Consider the following 19,800-nt stretch of genomic DNA (forward strand, 5'->3'; position numbering starts at 1 on the left):
GTAATTCAAATACTAAACCTAAAAAAGCAAGTAAAAACTGTCTAAAACAAAACAGTTTTTACTTGCTTTTATTTTTCAACAAAAAACAAATAAACAACTAAATATCAAATACTTAAATACACTAAAAATATATTTTAAATTCTTCTCACTACACTTTTTTTCAAAAAAATTAAATAATCTTTTGGTTTTCTTTACAATAAAATTAACTTTGTCTATAGGATTAGTAGAGTTTAAACAATTAATAACTACATTTTGAAAACAACAGCTTATACATCGCATTACATTCTTCCTAAAAAAATCACTTATAACAACTTCGGTTATATGTGCATGTGCTGTTAAAATCCAATTTCATTTTTGTTTTCAAATCGAAAATAAATCACAAACTAAATTTCATATTGACAAATCAGCCATTAATGCCTAACAACATTAAGAGCATAACCATGTCAAAATCATATTAACTAAAAAAATAATAACTAAAACAAGACTACAATGAAAATAATGCACTGCCCTACTCTTTCATAGTAAAACCCATTTCTGCGGCAACGGAAATGGCAAGACTCAAAGAACATTTATCACTAAAGAAAGCCTTCGAAAATTGACAAATCAATTTTTCGCATCGCTATATTATTTAAACCCAAAAAGTAATGAACAAGCAATTACACGCCCTTTTGTGGATTTTTGTGTTTTTAATTTCTATAGGAATTAAAGCGCAAAATACACAACCCTTAATTAATTCGATCTTAAATGGTACCGTAATCGATCAGGTAACCAATCAGCCAATTCCGGGAGTTACCGTTCAAATCAAAGGAACAACGCACGCAGCGGTAACCGATTTAGACGGAAAATTCTATTTTCAGACCGGACAAAAATTCCCTTACACTTTAGTAGTAAGTTATTTAGGTTATATCACTACAGAACATATCGCAACCAAAGATTTCGTTCAGATTTCTTTAAAAGAAGATGTTAAAGAATTAAATGAAATCGTAATCATTGGATACGGAAGCACTTCTAAAAAAGATTATACCGGAGCTGCCGAAACTGTGGCTCAAATGTCTTTAAAGGCTACACAGAAAACATTAGAAAGTTCGCTTCAGGGTTCTGTTGCAGGTGTAAACGTTACACAGACTTCGGGTGCACCGGGAGCAGGAATGAGTATCCGTATTCGCGGCGGAAGTTCTATTCAAGGAGGAAACGAACCGTTGTATGTAATCGACGGATTTCCTATATACAATTCAGAAGTAACTTCAGGCGTTTTGAGCGGTACGCCAACTAATCCGCTTTCAACAATAAATCCAGCAGATATTGAATCGATTACAGTTCTGAAAGATGCTTCTTCTACGGCAATTTATGGTTCCAGAGGAGCCAACGGAGTTGTTATTATTACAACTAAAAAAGGTTCGAATACAGTAACAACTGTCAATTATGATTTTACAATCGGTCAGCAGGAAGTTCGTAAAAAAATAGATTTGTTAGATGCACAAGGTTTTTCCAGATTGCGAAATGCGGCTTTATACGACTCAAATCCGTCAGGCGGTACAAACCAATATTTGAGTGAGGCACAAATTGCTCAGCTCGGAAAAGGAACGGACTGGCAAGATGCGGCTTTCCAAAAAGGATTGACACAGAATCATCAATTGAGTATTTCTGGCGGAAACAATCAAACCAAATTTGCCATTTCTGGAAACTATTACAATCAAGAAGGAATTATTAAAAACACCGGTTTTGAGCGTTTCAGTACTCGTGTCAACTTAACTTCAAAAATAAACAGTAAAGCAAGATTTGGTTTAAACCTAACTCTTGCTGAAACCAAAGCCAAAGTGGCTCCAAGCGGTTTAGTTACGGCTTTAATAAGCATGCCTCCTACGGCAACTATTTATGAACCAGATGGAACTTATACTTTAAGAAATCCGTTTGAAAATATTTTTGCCAATCCGATAGCGACTTTAAACGAACGCAAAAATCAATCAATTACCGATCGTATTTTAGGAACTGTATACGGCGAATATGATCTTTTGAAGAATTTAGTTTTAAAAGTTTCTTTTGGAACTGATGTTATTTTCAACAAAGAAAAAAGTTATCTGCCTGCAAGCATTTACGAAGGTTCTATCACAAATGGAGAAGGAAAAATTGGTAATGCCGATTCTAAAAGCTGGTTAAACGAAAACACTTTAACCTATACTACAGTTTTTGGCGAAAAACACCATTTGAATGCTTTAGCAGGTTATACACAGCAAAGATCTACCAGAGAATTTTCGACTGCAGGATCACAGCAATATGTAAACGACATTACCGGTTATTACAGTTTACAAAGCGGTAATATTGCTTTAATGCCTTCTTCTGGTGAAAGTACTTGGGCATTGAATTCTTATTTATCAAGAATTAATTACAATTACGATTCGAAATATTTCCTAACAGGAAGTATACGTGCAGATGGTTCTTCTCGTTTTGGAAAAGATAATAAATGGGGTTATTTTCCATCTGTAGCTGCTGCTTGGCAGATTAGCAACGAAAGTTTTTTTGATCCGCTGAAAAAAGTCGTTAACAGCCTAAAAATTAGAAGCAGTTGGGGAGCAACAGGAAATCAGGAAATTGGAGAATACCAGTCTCTATCTACTTTGACGAGTGTAAAATATCTTTTTGGAGATCAGATTTATACTGGTTTTACGCCTACAAGAATTGCCAACGACAATTTAGGTTGGGAATTAACGAATCAGTTTGATGCCGGTATTGATGTTGGTTTCTTCGAGGATAAATTGAATTTAACAGTTGATGTCTATCGTAAAACCACTAAAAATTTATTGTTAGATGTTCAGCTTCCTTATACAACCGGATTTACTTCTTCTCTACAAAATTTTGGTTCTGTACAGAATCAGGGAATCGAATTAGGTTTGAATGCTTCTCTTGGAAATACAGCTTTTTCTTGGACATCCAACTTTAATATTGCCTTTAATAGAAACAAAATTATTGCTTTAGGAAATGGTGCTGAATTTTACACTTTCGGAAATTATATTTTAAAAGTGGGACAATCACTAGGAACATTTTACGGTGCTGTTACGGACGGAATTTTACAAACGGATGAAGTTGCTACTAAAGGAGTTTTCACAGGAAATGCAACGCCAAAAGCCGGTGATCGTTTATACAAAGACATCAACGGAGACGGCGCTTTTACAACAGCAGCAGACAGAACAAGCATTGGGGATGCACAACCTGATTTTGTTTTCGGATTCTCAAATAATTTCACTTACAGAGGTTTTGAATTAGCTGTTTTGGTAAATGGTTCTGTTGGGAATAAAATTTTGAACGGAAACTTACAAGCTTTAGAATTGTATAACGGACAGCAAAATGCCTCAACTTCTGCTTTAGACGCTTGGACACCAACAAATCCAAGTAATACGACTCCGAGAGCGAAACTAGATCCTGCACCGGTTTTCTCCAATCGATTTGTGGAAGATGGTTCTTTCGTTCGATTAAAAAACATCACTCTAAGCTACAATCTGCCTAAGAAATTATCCGAAAAACTGAGTTTAACTTCAGTTAAATTCCGTGTCATTGGAGAGAACTTATTAACCTGGACAAAATATACTGGCTTTGATCCAGAAGTAACAAACGGAACTACTATTTCTCCGGGAACAGATACTGGAATTTATCCAGCTTCTAAAACTATTTCAGGCGGACTAAGTGTAACATTCTAAAAGATTTATCATGAAAAAACTAATTATATTCAGTTTTGCGGCACTCTTTTTAATCAGTGCCTGCAATCCTTTGGACGAAGATCCAAAAGCTTTCATTTCGTCTACCAACTTTTATAAAACAACCGAAGATGCCGATGCAGCTGTAATTGCGATTCATAATGCCATCAACAGTTCAACACATACTTTGTACAATCGTTTAATCCAGATTGCTACTGAAATGGCTACAGACGACTACGAAGCCGGGCCAAGAGCCAGAAATGCTCATGTTAGAGCTTTATCAAACCTGACTCACGACGCTTCAAACGATCGTATGATCGAATTATGGAGACAGAGTTATGACGGAATAAACAGAGCGAATGTCGCGATTGATAATATTGCTAAAAACCCAAATCTTAATTCTCAGAAAGACAAAGATTTGATTAATGAAGCGAAGTTTTTAAGAGCACTTTTGTATTTCAATTTAGTGAGATGGTTTGGCGATGTTCCACTAGTTTTACACGAAACAACTGTTTTGACGTCAGAAGCTATTAACGTTTCGAACACACCCGAAGCCGATGTTTATACCCAAATTGAAAATGATTTGATTGATGCAGAGGCTCTTCCAGTAGTTCAGGCAAATAAAGGAAGAGTTACGGCAGGTGCTGCAAAAAGCATTTTGGCAAAAGTATATTTAACCGAAAAAAAATGGCAGAAAGCAGCTGAAAAAAGTAAAGAAATCATTGATAGCAAAGTATATGATTTATTCGAAAATTATGCTGACGTCTTTAACGTAGCAAGCAAAAACGGAAAAGAACATATTTTCTCAGCACAGTTTAAAGGTTTAACGAACTGGAATGGAAACATGCTGGCTTCTACAGCTGCGCCGACTTCTGTTCCTGGAATTGCAGGAGATCAAGCTGATGCTTTGCATAAAGAAGGCGGTCTTTTTGAGGCTTTCGCTGAAGATGACAAAAGAAAGTACATCACCTTTGCAGTAGAATTTGTGAGTCCAACTGATGGGAAAACCTATAAAGTCACGCCTCATTTCAATAAATATTATGATCCTTCGACACCAGCTTCTCCTGGACAGTCTTCTAAAAACACGCCAATTATAAGATTTGCTGAAGTTTTATTGATTTATGCTGAAGCTGTAAACGAACAAAATGGCGGCCCAACTACCGAAGCTTACGCAGCAGTGGATCGAGTGAGAACAAGAGCGGGGATTCCATTATTAGCGACAACTTCTCCTGGATTGAGTCAAGACGCTTTTAGAGAAGCTGTTTTTGAAGAAAGAAGAAAAGAATTGGTTTACGAATATCAGCGCTGGTTTGATTTGGCAAGAAGAGGCCCTGATTATTTTGTGGCAAAATTAAAAGCAGCAGGAAAAACAAATGCACAGCCAAAACATGTTCACTTCCCTATTCCGCAAAGAGAACTGGATTTGAACCCAAATTTAAAACAGGTTCCAGCTTGGAGGTAATTTTTTTTGAAACACATAGAAACATAGTTTTTAATGCTGCATAAAGGCGTTTCACTTATTTCAATAAACATAGCTGTTCGGCAAACTTTTAAACGCAAAACTATGTGTGGAGAAATGTATTTCTCTTTTGAACTCTTTTCAAAAGTAATACCGATAGCTATCGCGACTATGTTTCTATGTGTTTCAAAAAACTTACGAATTAAAAATATACTAACAGTAAATTATAAATAAGATGAATAAAAGAATAAACATTTTATTTTCTGTCTTATTGACGGGAATAATAGGTTCTTATGAATCTGAAGCGCAAAACGCATCATCAAAACCCAACGTAATTTTGATTATGGTTGATGATATGGGATATTCGGATTTAGGGAATTATGGATCTGAAATTAAAACGCCTAACTTAGATCGTCTGGCGAAAGAAGGAACACGTCTTCGTGAATTTTATAACAACTCGATCTGTGCGCCAACCAGAGCTTCCTTATTAACAGGCCAATATCAGCATAAAGCGGGAGTGGGTTATTTTGATGTTAATTTGGGTTTACCCGCTTATCAAGGATATTTAAACAAAGAATCTCTGACTTTGGGAGAAGTTTTCCGTTCGGGAGGTTACAGCACTTTAATGTCAGGAAAATGGCACGTTGGTTCTGAAGATCAGGCACAATGGCCAAATCAGAGAGGTTTTGATAAATTTTACGGAATCTTAAAAGGTGCGGCTAATTATTTTGATACCAAACCGCTTCCTTTCGGGAAAACAGCTTATCCGGTTAAAATGATTCGTAATAACGAAGAATTACATCCAAAAGATGATTCTTACTACTTTACAGATGAAATTGGAAACAATGCAGTTACTTTCTTAGACGAACAAAATAAAGAAAACAAACCTTTCTTTTTGTACTTAGCTTTTACTGCTCCGCACTGGCCATTACAGGCAAAAGCAGTTGACATTGCAAAATACAGAGGTAAATTTGACGAAGGCTGGGATACTTTAAGAGAGAAAAGAATCAAAAAGTTAAGAGAAAACGGAATCTTACTGCCAAATCAGACAATTGCTCCAAGAGATCCTGAAGTTCCAGAATGGGATAAATTGACTTATGATGAAAAACAATTTTGGAAAGCCAAAATGGAAGTGTATGCCGCAATGGTTGACAACATGGATCAGAACGTTGGAAAGGTTTTAGATAAACTGAAAGCTTTAAAGAAAGACAAAAACACTTTAATCATTTTCATTGCGGACAATGGCGCTCAAGGCGGATTCAATACATACAATCCTTTAAAAAGAGGTTTAGTTCGTAATGACGGCCCAATTGGAAGTTCTGGCTCTTTTGATTATCAAGAACAAAACTGGGCTTATTTGTCTAATACGCCATTACAGGATTATAAAAACAATATGCACGAAGGCGGTTTCAGTTCTCCGTTTATTGCTTGGTATCCATCCAAAATAAAAGCGGGAAGAATCGATAAAGGAACTGGTCACATAATTGACCTTGCTCCTACTTTTTACGAATTGGCTGGAATTGAATATCCTAAAAATTTAAATGGTATAAATTCTAATCCGCTTGCTGGAAAAAGTTTATTGCCTGTTTTATTTGACAATGCATCAGAAGTAAACCGCGGTGCACCACTATTCTGGGAAAGAGCTGGAAACAGAGCAGTAAGAGAAGGAAAATGGAAATTGGTTTCTATTTATCCATCGTATCAATGGGAGCTTTACGATCTTGAAGCAGACCGTGGAGAAACAACCAACGTTGCAGCTCAAAACCCAGGAATTGTAAATGATCTTTCAGCAAAATATTTTGACTGGGCAGATAAAACAGGAGTGGTTGAATACAGTAAATTCAAACAAAAAAATGAACTGATTCCAGGTGCAGCTACTAAGAAATAATTACTTTTTTTGATATTTTTAGTAATTATGACAAAAAGCGATTGTTGTTAGAACAGTCGCTTTTTAAAACAAAAAAATGGTCTACAAGCCAAATGTTCCTGGGAACAAAAAGGGCTGTCCCAAAGTTTGGACAGCCCTTTTCTATTTTAAACCTCTAAAAAAAAATCATCTAAAATCATTCAAAGATTTCTCAATAATTTCAAGACATTCTTTTATCTGTTCTTCAGTCATAACCAAAGGCGGTGCCAGTCTGATTTTGTTTCCGTGAGTTGGTTTTGCCAATAATCCGTTATCTCTGAATTTTAAACAAATTTCCCAAGCCAAATCAGAATCTTCACCTGTGTTGATTACGATGGCGTTTAGAAGTCCTTTTCCTCGAACCAGCGTAATTAGGTTGTTCTTTTCAGCGATTTTATTTAATCCGTCTCTTAAAATAACTCCTAAACGTTCTGTATTTTCAGCCAGTTTTTCATCTTTAATTACTTCAAGTGCTGCAATTGCAACCGCAGCCGCAACAGGATTTCCTCCAAAAGTAGATCCGTGCTGCCCTGGTTTAATTACATTCATAATTTCATCATTACATAAAACTGCTGAAACTGGATAAACTCCGCCAGAAATTGCTTTTCCTAAAATCAAAACATCAGGCTGTACATTTTCGTGATGAACTGCCAATAATTTTCCTGTACGTGCAATTCCTGTCTGTACCTCATCCGCAATAAAAAGTACATTATGTTTTTCGCAAAGTGCTTTCGCTTTCGCTAAATAACCTTCAGACGGAACATAAACTCCTGCTTCTCCTTGAATTGGTTCAACCAAAAATCCAGCAATATTTTTAGATGAATTTAAAGCGTTTTCAAGCGCTTCCAGATTATCGTATTCAATTTTTATAAAACCGTCTGTAAAAGGCCCGAAGTTTTTACGAGCTGTTTCATCGTTTGAAAATGAAATAATTGTAGTGGTTCTTCCATGAAAATTATTTTCACAAACAATAATCTGTGCTTGATTTTCTGGAATTCCTTTTACTTCATAAGCCCATTTTCTCGAAATCTTTAACGCTGTTTCAACTGCTTCAGCACCTGTATTCATTGGAAGAACTTTATCGAAACCAAAATAGTTTGTTACATATTCTTCGTAGTTTCCTAATTTGTCATTGTAAAAAGCACGGGAAGTCAAAGTCAGTTTTTGTGCTTGCTCAATCATTGCATTTACAATTTTTGGATGGCAATGACCTTGATTTACCGCAGAATAAGCCGATAAGAAGTCATAATATTTTTTACCATCTACATCCCAAACGTATACACCTTCTCCGCGTTCTAAAACAACTGGAAGCGGATGGTAATTGTGAGCTCCGTATTTATTCTCTTTTTCAATCAAAACTTCTGATTTTGACGAAAGTGCTTTTTCTGTACTAATCATAATCTGCTTTTTATTTTTACAAAAATATTAAAAATTAAATTACAAAAGGCTTTTAAATAGAGTTTTGACTTAAAAATAACAAAATTAGAGTCAAAATTTACATTTTGAAGCAAATAAAAAGCAAATATTTATTTAGACAGAAACAGTAATTTGTGAATAATAATTAAAAAAAATAATTACTTTTATAAATCATCAACAACTGAAATTTAAAGATTTTTATTGAATGGATTTATTAGACGAATTTGATATCAGTATTATTAAAGAATTAGAAAAAGACGGCAGAATGGCATTTTCCGCCATCGCGGCTAATTTGAAAATATCAAATACAATGGTGCATCAGCGTATCAACCGAATGATTGAACAAGGCGTAATTGGAGGCATAAAACCAATTATTCAGGAAAAAAAAATTGGGTACGATTGGGCTTCTTTTACGGGACTTACACTAAACAAAGATTCTGATTCTGAACGAATTATTGAAGCACTTAAAGAAATTCCAGAAATTACAGAATGTTATTATGTAACGGGTTCGTTTACTTTATACATTAAAATTATAGCCAAAAATCACGAACATATGCGTCGTATTCTTTATGAAAAAATTGATGGAATTCCGGGTATTGATAAAACCGATTCGATTGTAGAATTAGGCTGTGCTTTTAAAAGAAATATATCTTTATAAACTTCATTCTCCGAACGAGAATATTCGTTATAAACCTCACAAGAATTTACTTGTGAGGTTTTTTTGTAACATATTATTTCTGATATTTGTTAAAAATTGTAGAAAAATGAAAAACTCAGTACTAATTTTATTCAGTGCAATCTTATTTTCCAATCTTATGAATGCGCAATTAAAACCCGTAAAATATTCAGAAGGAAGCCAGCAATTAAATGGTTTATTTATAAAATCGGCTAAAAAAAGTGCCAATAATCCAGGAATCTTACTTTTACCAGCATGGCTTGGAATCGATAATGCTTCTAAAGGAATTGCAGAAGAATTATCAAAACTAGGTTACCATGTATTTATCGCAGATATTTATGGAGAAGGAAACTATCCTAAAAATACTGGCGAAGCTGGAAAACAAGCTGGTTTCTATAAAACAAACTACGAAGCTTATCAAAAAAGAATCAATACTGCATTGCAGGAATTAGTAAAATTGGGTGCGAATGCTGATAATATCGTAGCTATTGGTTACTGTTTTGGAGGAACTGGAGTTTTGGAAGCGGCTAGAGGACATTTAAATGTAAAAGGAGTGGCTTCGTTTCACGGCGGTTTAGGCAAAGATGCCAGCAGAAAAATAGAACCTATAAATACAAAAGTTTTAGTTTGCCATGGTGCTGACGATCCATTTGTTCCAAAAGACGAAATTGCTTCTTTCCAGCAGGAAATGCGTGATTCTAAAGCAGATTGGGAAATGATTTATTACGCCAATTCTGTTCACTCTTTTACCAATCCAGAAGCCGGAAGTGATAATTCGAAAGGCGCGGCTTATAATGCTATAGCAGCCAAACGTTCCTTTGATCATTTACAGCTTTTCCTAAATGAAGTTTTAAAGAAATAATACCACTTAAACTCTACCAAAAACAAATCAACTAAATAAACCAATGTCACATAATAAAATCAGAGAAGATAAAACCTGTTTGAATTGCAGACACGTTGTAGAACAAAAATTCTGCCCTAATTGCGGACAAGAAAACAGCGACAGCCGAAAAACTTTTCACCATTTATTTATTCATTTCTTTGAAGATCTAACGCATTATGAAAATGCTTTCTGGAAAACGATTCGAAATCTTCTTCTTAAACCTTCTACGCTTACAAAAGAGTATCTTTCAGGGAAAAGATTATCTTATCTCGCTCCAGTTCGTCTGTATATCTTTATAAGTTTTATTACTTTTCTTTTAATCGCAATGTTTCCTAGTAAAGTAACTGAAGACCTAACGAAAAATGAAAAAGAAATCACTTCTAATTTTGAAAAAGAAGCTGCAAAAGAAAAGAAAGACTGGAATGAAAAATCATATTTAAAGTCTAAAACAATAGATAAATCTTACTTTCATTTGAAAAGTATGAAAGAGATTGACTCAATTCAGAAATATGGAAAGGAAAGCGAAAAGTTAAATACAACATCGTACTGGTTTTATGAAAAAGCCGTTCATGTTACTGAAAAATATACTAAAAAAGAGATAATTGTAAAATTCATCGACTCTTTTTTTCATAATCTTCCGAAGATCCTATTTATTATAATGCCGTTCTTTGCTTTTTTCTTGTGGCTTTTTCATAACAAAAAGAAATGGTATTATTTTGATCATGGTATTTTTACGCTCCATTATTTTTCATTTCTCCTACTTATTTTTCTTATTATGTTTATAATTGACAGACTTATTGGTCTTTTTGGAGAAAATAGTCCGCTGTCTTATATATCTGCAATTACCAATTTTGCAGGAACTATCTGGATGTGTTATTATTTTTATCCAGCACATCATCGTTTTTATGGCGAGTCAAGAATCGTATCTTTTGTAAAAAGTTTCTTATTATTTATAATAAATTCTCTTTTTATTCTATTTTTACTCACTTTATACGTTCTTTACACATTTATTAATTTACACTAACTATAAGAAATGAAAAAAATACTCATTTTATTCTTAATTGTCTCTGCGTATTCATGTAAAACCGCACAGTCAACCGCATCCAAAGACAATTCTGATCCAACCAAATATGTTAAAGCAATCAGCGAAAAAGATCTAAAGAAAATGCTGTATACGATTGCTTCTGACGAAATGGAAGGTCGCGAAACAGGTTCTGCTGGACAGAAAAAAGCGGGTCTTTACATGATTGAGCAATACAAAGAAAATGGTATCTCTTTTCCAAAAGGAGCATCAGATTATTACCAGCATATTCCAGCAGCTTTCTTAAATGCAAGACGAAACGAAAATCTGCCTGATTCTGAAAATATTTGGGCATTTATTGAAGGCTCTGAAAAACCAGATGAAATTTTAGTTATTTCTGCACATTACGATCACGTTGGAATTAAAAACGGCGAAGTTTATAATGGAGCTGATGATGATGGCTCTGGAACTGTAGCGCTTATAGAAATGGCTAAAGCATTTACTAAAGCTAAAAAACAAGGACACGGGCCAAAACGTTCGATTTTATTTCTTCATGTAACTGGAGAAGAACACGGGTTACATGGTTCTCGTTATTATTCTGAAAATCCTTTGTTTCCAATTGCGAATACTATTGCTGACATCAACATCGATATGATCGGACGTCGTGATGTTGAACATGCTAACACCAACAATTATGTGTATGTAATTGGAGCAGACAGATTATCATCTGATTTACACAACGCAGTTGTGGCTCAAAACGACAAATACATTAAAATGGATTTGGATTTTAAATTTAATGATCCGAAAGACCCAAACCATTTTTATGAGCGTTCTGATCACTATAATTTCGCAAAGCATGGCGTGCCTTCTGTTTTCTTCTTTAATGGAGTTCATGAAGATTACCACAAACAAGGAGACGAGCCAGAAAAAATAGAATATGATGCACTTACCAAGAGAACAAAATTAGCTTTTGTTGTGGCTTGGGAATTAGCAAATAGAGAAAACAGACCGGTAGTGGATAAGAAGTAAGATTCTAAGTTACTAAGATTCTGAGATACTAAGTTTTCTCTTAGGAACGGTTATAAAAAAAGGATGAGTTAAACTCATCCTTTTTTTATTTTATATCTTTTTACTTTTAATACTTAAATACTAAAAAACTTAGCATCTTAGAACCTTAGCATCTTTAAAACTAGTCATTCATCGAAATCAAAAACTCTTCGTTGTTTTTGGTTTTCTTGAAGCGGTCGTTTACGAAATCCATAGATTCTACTGGATTCATGTCTGATAAATATTTACGCATAATCCACATTCTTTGAAGTGTTTTTTCGTCTAATAATAAATCATCGCGACGTGTACTTGAAGAAGTAAGATCGATTGCAGGGAAAATACGTTTATTAGCTATCTTACGATCTAATTGAAGTTCCATGTTACCAGTTCCTTTAAATTCCTCGAAGATCACTTCGTCCATTTTAGAACCTGTTTCTGTTAATGCAGTTGCGATAATACTTAAAGATCCACCGTTTTCTACATTTCTAGCTGCTCCGAAGAAACGTTTTGGTTTTTGTAACGCATTCGCATCAACACCACCACTTAACACTTTTCCTGATGCTGGCTGTACTGTGTTGTAAGCTCTTGCTAAACGTGTAATTGAATCTAAAAGAATTACAACATCGTGTCCACATTCTACTAAACGTTTTGCTTTCTCTAAAACAATGTTAGCAATTTTCACGTGCTCTTGAGGCTCTCTATCAAAAGTCGAAGCAATAACTTCTCCTCTTACACTTCTCTGCATATCTGTAACCTCCTCTGGACGTTCGTCAATAAGAAGGACAATTAAATAAACTTCTGGATGATTGGCTGCAATTGCGTTTGCTATATCTTTAAGAAGCATTGTTTTTCCTGTTTTAGGCTGTGCAACGATCATACCACGCTGTCCTTTACCTATTGGTGAAAACAAATCTATAATTCGGGTTGAAATAGAACTTCCTTTTTCGGCAATTTTGAATTTTTCTGAAGGGAATACCGGTGTTAAATGTTCAAAAGAAACTCTGTCTCGAACCACCTGCGGGTCGTGTCCGTTAATTTTTAATACACGAACCAAAGGGAAAAATTTCTCTCCTTCTTTTGGAGGGCGAACCACTCCTTTAACTGTATCTCCAGTTTTTAAACCAAATAATCTGATTTGTGATGTTGACAGATAAATATCGTCTGGAGAAGCTAAATAATTATAATCTGATGAACGTAAAAATCCGTAACCGTCTGGCATCATTTCAAGAACGCCTTCACTTTCTATAATTCCGTCAAATTCAAAATCTGAATCCCTGAAATTATTATTGTTCTTTTTATTTTTGTGATTAGGATTTTGGTTGTTGTGATTTCCGTTTCCATTACCATTCCCGTTTTGATTTTGATTCTGATTCGGGTTTTGATTTTGGTTCTGGTTTTTATTTTGATTCGGATTAATCTTTTTTGCAGGAGCAAGAGGTGGAGTTTTCTCAGTTGTTTCGGCTGTTGGTTCAGAAACAGTTGGTTCTGCTGGAGTTGCTTCTACTACTTCTTCAACTGCAACATCTTGTACAGCTTCTTTTTCTTTTTTCAGCGCTACTTTCTTCTCGTAAGCCGACTTATTGAATTTCACAATTTTCGGTTCTTTTTTTGCTGCTGGTGTTTTATTTTCTGGAGCTTCTACAGTTACGTTTTCTGCAGTTGGCTGAACTGTTTCTACACTATCGTTTTTTTGAACAGTTTCCTCTACTTTATCAAATTCTAAAACGGGAGTGATTTTTGTATTTGCTGCTTTAGTTTTAGCTGGTGCAATTCTAGCGCGTTTCGGTTTGTCATCTTTAGCATCAGAAACCGCTTCTGTTTGAGGAGCTTGAGCTGGTGCATTTGTGCTCTCTTGGTGTGCTAAAATCTGACTAATCAAAGTCTCTTTTTTGACACCAGTAATCTTTATTGTTTTAGCTAACTTAGCTATTTCTTGAAGCTCAGCAAGCTTCATTTCTTTTAATGCAGAAATATCAAACATGAATATTCTATGAATTTAATTATTTTAAAGGAAATACTGTAAAAAGAATAGGTAGATAATAAATTTGAATTGACCGCAGTATGAAGTGCTTACGGTATTATGATGCAATAATACGAATAAAATTTTATCATACAATAGTATTTTAAAAAAAGAAAATATATTTTTGTAAAACATTTTTAGACCATGATACAAAGAATTCAAACTGTATATTTATTTCTCGCTTTTGTTGCAACAGGCATTTTGATGCTTTTCTTGCCACTTTGGACAACAAGCGCAGGAAAGCCGTTCTATTTTATGCAGGATCAACTTTATACTATTTTATTAGGTTTAACAACAATGCTTAGTATAATTAGTATAATTTCATTTAAAAAGAGACAAAATCAGTTTGTACTAAACAGACTGAATATCATATTAAATTTAATTTTATTAGGATTATTTGTTTATCGATCACTAAATTTATCTGGAGAAGCGGAAGTTTCTGAGAAAGGTATTGGGATGTTTCTTCCTATTGTTGCTATCGTGTTATTAGTATTAGCTAATAAGGCCATCAAAAAGGACGAAGATCTTGTAAAATCTGTAGATCGTTTGAGATAAACCTATAAACTTAGTTTATTGCGCGAAGAAGAACCCGAATTTTATATTCGGGTTTTTTTTTAACCCTATTATATTATAAATCAGACCTAAAGAGCACTATAAAAAGGTGATTTACATGATAAATTTGCATTTTCAAATTCAAATAATCATGACGCCAAAAATAAGAATCCATCTTGCAGACGATCATCAGGTTTTAATTGATGGCCTCTCCAATTTATTAAGAACAGTTTCTCACTTTGAAGTAGTTGGAAGCTCGCTTGATGGTACAACGGTTTATGATGATGTACTTGCTGATGGAGCAAACATTTTGATTTTGGATATCAGCATGCCTAAAAAAGATGGCATTGAAACTTTAAAAGAATTTAACCAAAAACAATCGCCTTGCAATGTCATCATATTATCGAGTTACGATGATTTAAAAATCATAAAAGAAGTCATGAAACTTGGCGCAAAAGGATACCTCACTAAAAACTGTGCTGGTGAAAATATTATTGAAGCTGTTGAAGCTGTTTATCAGGGACAAGAGTATTTTAGTGACTCCATTAGAGAAAAAATTTTTAATACCTTTAAAGATAATCCGAAACTGAATCAAAATGCGGTTATTGAAAACCCGATTTTAAGTCCACGTGAAATTGAAATCATCATACTTATCGCTTTAGAATACAGCGGCAAAGAAATTAGCGAAAAGCTTTTTATTAGTTCGCATACTGTAGAAACACATCGTAAAAACATTATGAAAAAACTAAACATTAAAAGCACGATTGGTTTGGTAAAATATGCGTTGAAAAACAATTTGATTAATCCATAGCACAAAATTATGCTAAGTTTCAACTTTATATTATCACTATTATTATGCATTGCTGTTGAAGGAACTGCTTTATCACAACATTCTACAAACGTAGATAGCAGTGTAGTATCTTCTGAAACACCAATTATTATTAAAACCACTCCAAATCAAATTAAAAAATCGGAGCAATTACGAAACAAAAAAATAGTCAGTCTATCATTACTGCTTGTCATTATTATTTTTCTATTGTTTTATTTTCTTTACCAAAACAACAAACTGAAACAGAAAATAAAACGAAAAGATACCAAACAAAAAATTCTTCTCGACATCATCAATTCTGGTATTGACACACAGGAAATAGAACGTAAAAAAATTGCTTCTTTTCTGCATGATAACATCAATTCACTTTTATCATCAGCTGGATTACATCTAAATACTTTTACGGCACAACATGATATAAAATCTGATGAAATACAAAAAGCAAAAACCATTTTATCTGAAGCTCATGAACTTTTAAGAGATATGTCTCACGACCTTGTCCCCACTCTTTTGGTTCGTTTCGGGTTAATTTATGCCCTCGAAGATTTATGTGAAAAACACTCTAATTCTGCTATCGATTTTGAATTTTCGAGTTCAATTCCAACAAGCAAAAGGTATGTGGAGAAATTTGAAATGAAAATTTATTTCATCGTCAGTGAACTATTCAATAATATTATCAAACACAGTCAGGCAGTAAAAGCCAAAATTCACTTAGTAGAGAAAAACGATGAATTAATATTGACGATAAATGATGATGGAATTGGTTTTAAAACACAAACACTAAAAGATGCAGAAGGTTTTGGTTTAAACCGAATCAGAGCACGCATCAAGAAATATAAAGGTCGTTTGACTATTACTTCTAAAGAAAATAAGGAGACTAAGATAAAGATTCAAATTCCGTTGCCGCATTAAGATTATTTTTCTCCAATTTCGATAATCTCCAAATCCTTGATTTTATCATCGTCAATTACAAATCGAAGCATTGTTCTCACTTTGTGAAAACCGCTTTTTCCCGCAGCGCCTGGATTCATGTGCAAAAGATTATTCTTTTTATCAAACATTACTTTTAAGATATGAGAATGTCCACAGATAAAAATCTTCGGCGGATTTTGAGCCATTTCTTCTTTAATATTCGGATTGTATTTTCCCGGATAGCCTCCAATATGCGTAATCCAGACTGAGACATTCTCGCAAGAAAAACGATTATTTAATGGAAATTCTAATCGTGCTTTTGCATCGTCAATGTTGCCGTAAACCGCTCTTAATGGTTTTATTTTTTTAATCGTGTCCGTAACTACCAAATCTCCAATATCACCTGCATGCCAAACTTCATCAGCCTGATTTACATATTTTAAAATGGTATCATCTATATGACTGTGTGTATCTGAGAGCAGGAGGATTTTTTTCATTTTTTTCAAAAAGGGACAAAGGTTCAGAGAGACAAAGTTACAAAGGTTTTTTTATTTAGGAGCAAAGGTTCAGAGAGACAAAGATTTCTTTGTAGAGACGCATGATAGAAAAACCTTTGTAACTTTGTCTCTTTGCAACTTTGTAACTAAAAAGAAAAAACTTAGAACCTTAGCATCTCAGAATCTTAGCATCTTCAAAAAAACCTTTGTACCTTTGCAATTCTGAACCTTTGAACCTCTAAAGTGAGATATTTTATTCAATTTGCTTATAACGGAACACATTATCATGGCTGGCAGATACAGCCCAACGCCTCTTCTGTTCAGGAAACTTTAAATAAAGCTTTTTCGGTTTTACTGAATGAACCTATAAGTATTATGGGTGCCGGAAGAACAGATACTGGCGTACATGCAACTGAAATGTTTGGGCATTTTGATACTGAAAAAACTTTGGACGTTCGTGTTTTGGTTCATAAGCTGAATTCTTTTTTACCAAAAGATATTGCCATTTTTGACATTATTCTGGTTCACGATGATGCGCATTGTCGATTTGATGCTACCAAACGAACGTATGAATATCATATCAATACGATTAAGAATCCGTTTTTGCAGGAATTGAGCTGGTATGTCAATCAGAAATTGGATGTGGATTTTATGAATGAAGCCGCACAGTTATTACTAAAGTATACGGATTTTCAGTGTTTTTCAAAAGTTCATACAGATGTAAATACATTTGACTGCACGATTTTTGAGGCATTTTGGAAACAGGAAGAAGGAAAACTAATTTTTACCATTTCGGCAAATCGGTTTTTGAGGAATATGGTTCGGGCCATTGTGGGAACTTTAATTAATATCGGTTTACACAAAATTACACTGGAGGATTTAGAAAATATTATCGCCAGTAAAAGCAGAGAAAAAGCGGGATTTTCGGTTCCGGCACATGGTTTATATTTAACCAAAATTGATTACGATTACATTTAATAGCCCTGATTGAAGTGAAAAGCTTTTTTGAAAAAAATATTGTTTTTGTAATTTTTATGGAGCGACCAACGGAAGCTTTATAAAAATAATACAAAAACCTATTTTTGAGAAAAACTTGTAACGGAAAGCAGGAAACAGCTCCTAAAAATAAATGAAAGCAAAAGCATTCGACACAGGATTATTTAAACGAATTTTAAAATATACAAGGCCTTATAAATGGCGTTACTACGGCGTAATTATTTTTGCCGTTTCGCTTTCTATTTTTGCCGCACTTCGTCCCTATTTACTGAAAGAAACCGTTGACGGCTATATCAAAACTCATGATAAAATGGGATTACTGTTGTACATTATTTTGATGGGCGCGGTTTTGTTGATGGAGGTTTTCTCTCAGTTTTATTTTGTGTATTGGGCCAACTGGCTTGGACAGGATATTGTAAAAGATATTCGAACAAAACTTTTTAAGCACATTCTGAGTTTTAGAATGAAGTATTTTGATTTGGTTCCGGTTGGACAGTTGGTTACGCGAGCTGTTTCGGATATTGAATCGATTGCACGTATTTTCAGTCAGGGATTGTTTATGATTATAAGCGATTTGATGAAAATGGTCGTAGTACTGATTTTTATGTTTTACATGAACTGGAAATTAACCTGGATTGTGGTTGTTGCTATGCCAATATTGGTTTATGTTACGAGAATTTTCCAGCGTAAAATGCAGGTGGCTTTTGAGGAAGTAAGAACGCAGATTGCCAATATGAACTCCTTTGTTCAGGAGCGTGTAACAGGAATGAAAATCGTACAGCTTTTTAACCGTGAAAAAATCGAAGCTGAAAACTTTAAAGACATCAACAACAAACACAGAGTGGCCTGGATTAAAACGATTTTGTACAACTCGATTTTCTTCCCAATTGCCGATATTATTTCGTCTATTACTTTAGGTTTGGTTGTGGTTTATGGCGGTTTCCGAATTTTGAACGGAGATCATTTTACGACTTTCGGAGATTTATTTTCTTATACGATGTTTATCGGAATGTTATTTAATCCGCTGAGACAAATTGCAGATAAATTTAACGAGATGCAGTTGGGAATGATTGCTGCCAATCGTGTTTTTGATATTATCGACACACAAGATCATATTCAGGATACGGGTAAAATTGAAGCGCCAGTTTTTAACGGAAGCATCGAATTTAAGCAAGTTCGTTTTAGTTATATTCCTGAAGAAGAAGTAATCAAAGGAATCGATTTATCGGTTTCGGCTGGGCAGACTGTTGCAATTGTAGGTTCTACAGGTGCCGGAAAATCTACGATTATTAATCTGCTGAATCGTTTTTATGAAATCAACAGCGGAACGATTTGTATTGACGGCGAAAATATCGAAAACTATACTTTGGCTTCGCTTAGAAAACAAATCGCTGTGGTTTTACAAGATGTATTTTTGTTTGCCGATACGATTTACAATAATATTACTTTGCACAATCCAGAAATTACCCGAGACATTGTTATTGATGCAGCAAAGAAAATTGGTGTTCATGATTTTATTATGAACCTGCCAAATAATTACGATTTTGATGTAAAAGAGCGTGGTGTTATGTTGTCGTCTGGACAACGTCAGCTGATTGCCTTTTTACGTTCGTATGTAAGTAATCCGAGTATTTTGATTTTGGATGAGGCTACTTCTTCTATTGATACCTATTCAGAAGAAATGATTCAGCGTGCAACGGAAACGATTACAAAAGGAAGAACTTCTATTATTATTGCGCATAGATTAGCAACAATTGTAAATGCAGATAAAATTGTGGTGATGGATAAGGGATTGATTGTTGAACAGGGAACACATCAGGAGTTATTAACTAAAACTGATGGTTACTATAAAAATTTATATGACTCGCAATTCGCCGTAGCGAACTAAGTCATAATG

At 34.3% G+C, this 19,800-nt stretch carries 15 protein-coding genes; 12 read left to right on the forward strand and 3 right to left on the reverse strand.

Going from position 1 to position 19,800, the window contains the following annotated elements; genetic code table 11:
* Window positions 1–644: 644 nt before the first annotated feature.
* The 3 genes from P2W65_RS23205 to P2W65_RS23215 all read left to right on the forward strand — a co-directional run bounded on the left by P2W65_RS23205 (window position 645) and on the right by P2W65_RS23215 (window position 7,036).
* Window positions 645–3,692 carry a SusC/RagA family TonB-linked outer membrane protein gene (locus tag P2W65_RS23205; RefSeq protein ID WP_289661770.1) on the forward strand — a complete coding sequence of 1,016 codons (3,048 nt, stop codon included), beginning with the start codon at window positions 645–647 and terminating at the stop codon, window positions 3,690–3,692.
* 10 nt (window positions 3,693–3,702) lie between these two features.
* A complete protein-coding gene (locus P2W65_RS23210) occupies window positions 3,703–5,151 on the forward strand; it encodes a RagB/SusD family nutrient uptake outer membrane protein (protein ID WP_289661772.1) in 1,449 nt (482 codons plus the stop codon).
* A gap of 232 nt (window positions 5,152–5,383) precedes the next feature.
* A complete protein-coding gene (locus P2W65_RS23215) occupies window positions 5,384–7,036 on the forward strand; it encodes an arylsulfatase (RefSeq protein ID WP_289661775.1) in 1,653 nt (550 codons plus the stop codon).
* A gap of 165 nt (window positions 7,037–7,201) precedes the next feature.
* On the opposite strand, the gene rocD is transcribed toward P2W65_RS23215, so the two are convergent.
* Window positions 7,202–8,452, reverse strand: a complete 1,251-nt coding sequence (rocD, locus tag P2W65_RS23220; protein ID WP_289661777.1) for an ornithine--oxo-acid transaminase — start codon at window positions 8,450–8,452, stop codon at window positions 7,202–7,204.
* Between the two features lie 223 nt (window positions 8,453–8,675).
* Between rocD and P2W65_RS23225 the strand changes: the two genes are divergently transcribed.
* The 4 genes from P2W65_RS23225 to P2W65_RS23240 all read left to right on the forward strand — a co-directional run bounded on the left by P2W65_RS23225 (window position 8,676) and on the right by P2W65_RS23240 (window position 12,079).
* Window positions 8,676–9,128, forward strand: coding sequence for an Lrp/AsnC family transcriptional regulator (locus P2W65_RS23225; protein ID WP_179002886.1), 453 nt, complete (start codon window positions 8,676–8,678; stop codon window positions 9,126–9,128).
* A 106-nt stretch (window positions 9,129–9,234) separates the two neighbouring features.
* A complete protein-coding gene (locus tag P2W65_RS23230; protein ID WP_289661780.1) occupies window positions 9,235–10,008 on the forward strand; it encodes a dienelactone hydrolase family protein in 774 nt (257 codons plus the stop codon).
* 43 nt (window positions 10,009–10,051) lie between these two features.
* Window positions 10,052–11,053 carry a DUF3667 domain-containing protein gene (locus tag P2W65_RS23235; RefSeq protein ID WP_289661783.1) on the forward strand — a complete coding sequence of 334 codons (1,002 nt, stop codon included), beginning with the start codon at window positions 10,052–10,054 and terminating at the stop codon, window positions 11,051–11,053.
* A gap of 9 nt (window positions 11,054–11,062) precedes the next feature.
* Complete coding sequence (locus tag P2W65_RS23240; RefSeq protein WP_289661785.1) at window positions 11,063–12,079, forward strand: M28 family peptidase; 1,017 nt, start codon at window positions 11,063–11,065, stop codon at window positions 12,077–12,079.
* Between the two features lie 160 nt (window positions 12,080–12,239).
* Here the strand turns inward: P2W65_RS23240 and rho are convergent, their stop codons facing one another.
* Window positions 12,240–14,078 carry a transcription termination factor Rho gene (gene rho, locus P2W65_RS23245; RefSeq protein ID WP_289661788.1) on the reverse strand — a complete coding sequence of 613 codons (1,839 nt, stop codon included), beginning with the start codon at window positions 14,076–14,078 and terminating at the stop codon, window positions 12,240–12,242.
* A 183-nt stretch (window positions 14,079–14,261) separates the two neighbouring features.
* Here rho and P2W65_RS23250 point away from each other — a divergent pair, with 183 nt between their 5' ends.
* The 3 genes from P2W65_RS23250 (at window position 14,262) to P2W65_RS23260 (ending at window position 16,410) form a co-directional block, all read left to right on the forward strand.
* Complete coding sequence (locus P2W65_RS23250) at window positions 14,262–14,672, forward strand: DUF4293 domain-containing protein (RefSeq protein WP_179002881.1); 411 nt, start codon at window positions 14,262–14,264, stop codon at window positions 14,670–14,672.
* A 148-nt stretch (window positions 14,673–14,820) separates the two neighbouring features.
* A complete protein-coding gene (locus P2W65_RS23255) occupies window positions 14,821–15,480 on the forward strand; it encodes a response regulator transcription factor (protein WP_289661792.1) in 660 nt (219 codons plus the stop codon).
* Window positions 15,481–15,489: 9 nt separating this feature from the next.
* Complete coding sequence (locus P2W65_RS23260; RefSeq protein ID WP_289661795.1) at window positions 15,490–16,410, forward strand: sensor histidine kinase; 921 nt, start codon at window positions 15,490–15,492, stop codon at window positions 16,408–16,410.
* 2 nt (window positions 16,411–16,412) lie between these two features.
* Here the strand turns inward: P2W65_RS23260 and P2W65_RS23265 are convergent, their stop codons facing one another.
* Window positions 16,413–16,907: a metallophosphoesterase family protein gene (locus P2W65_RS23265; protein ID WP_289661798.1), complete on the reverse strand. Its 495-nt coding sequence runs from the start codon at window positions 16,905–16,907 to the stop codon at window positions 16,413–16,415.
* 243 nt (window positions 16,908–17,150) lie between these two features.
* Here P2W65_RS23265 and truA point away from each other — a divergent pair, with 243 nt between their 5' ends.
* Window positions 17,151–17,885, forward strand: coding sequence for a tRNA pseudouridine(38-40) synthase TruA (gene truA / locus P2W65_RS23270; protein ID WP_289661801.1), 735 nt, complete (start codon window positions 17,151–17,153; stop codon window positions 17,883–17,885).
* 151 nt (window positions 17,886–18,036) lie between these two features.
* Entirely contained in the window at window positions 18,037–19,791 is a 1,755-nt protein-coding gene (locus tag P2W65_RS23275; protein WP_289661803.1) for an ABC transporter ATP-binding protein, read from the forward strand.
* Window positions 19,792–19,800 lie beyond the last annotated feature (9 nt).

Origin of the sequence: Flavobacterium panacagri, from assembly GCF_030378165.1 — a bacterium.
In the GTDB taxonomy this organism is placed as follows: Bacteria; Bacteroidota; Bacteroidia; order Flavobacteriales; family Flavobacteriaceae; genus Flavobacterium; species Flavobacterium panacagri.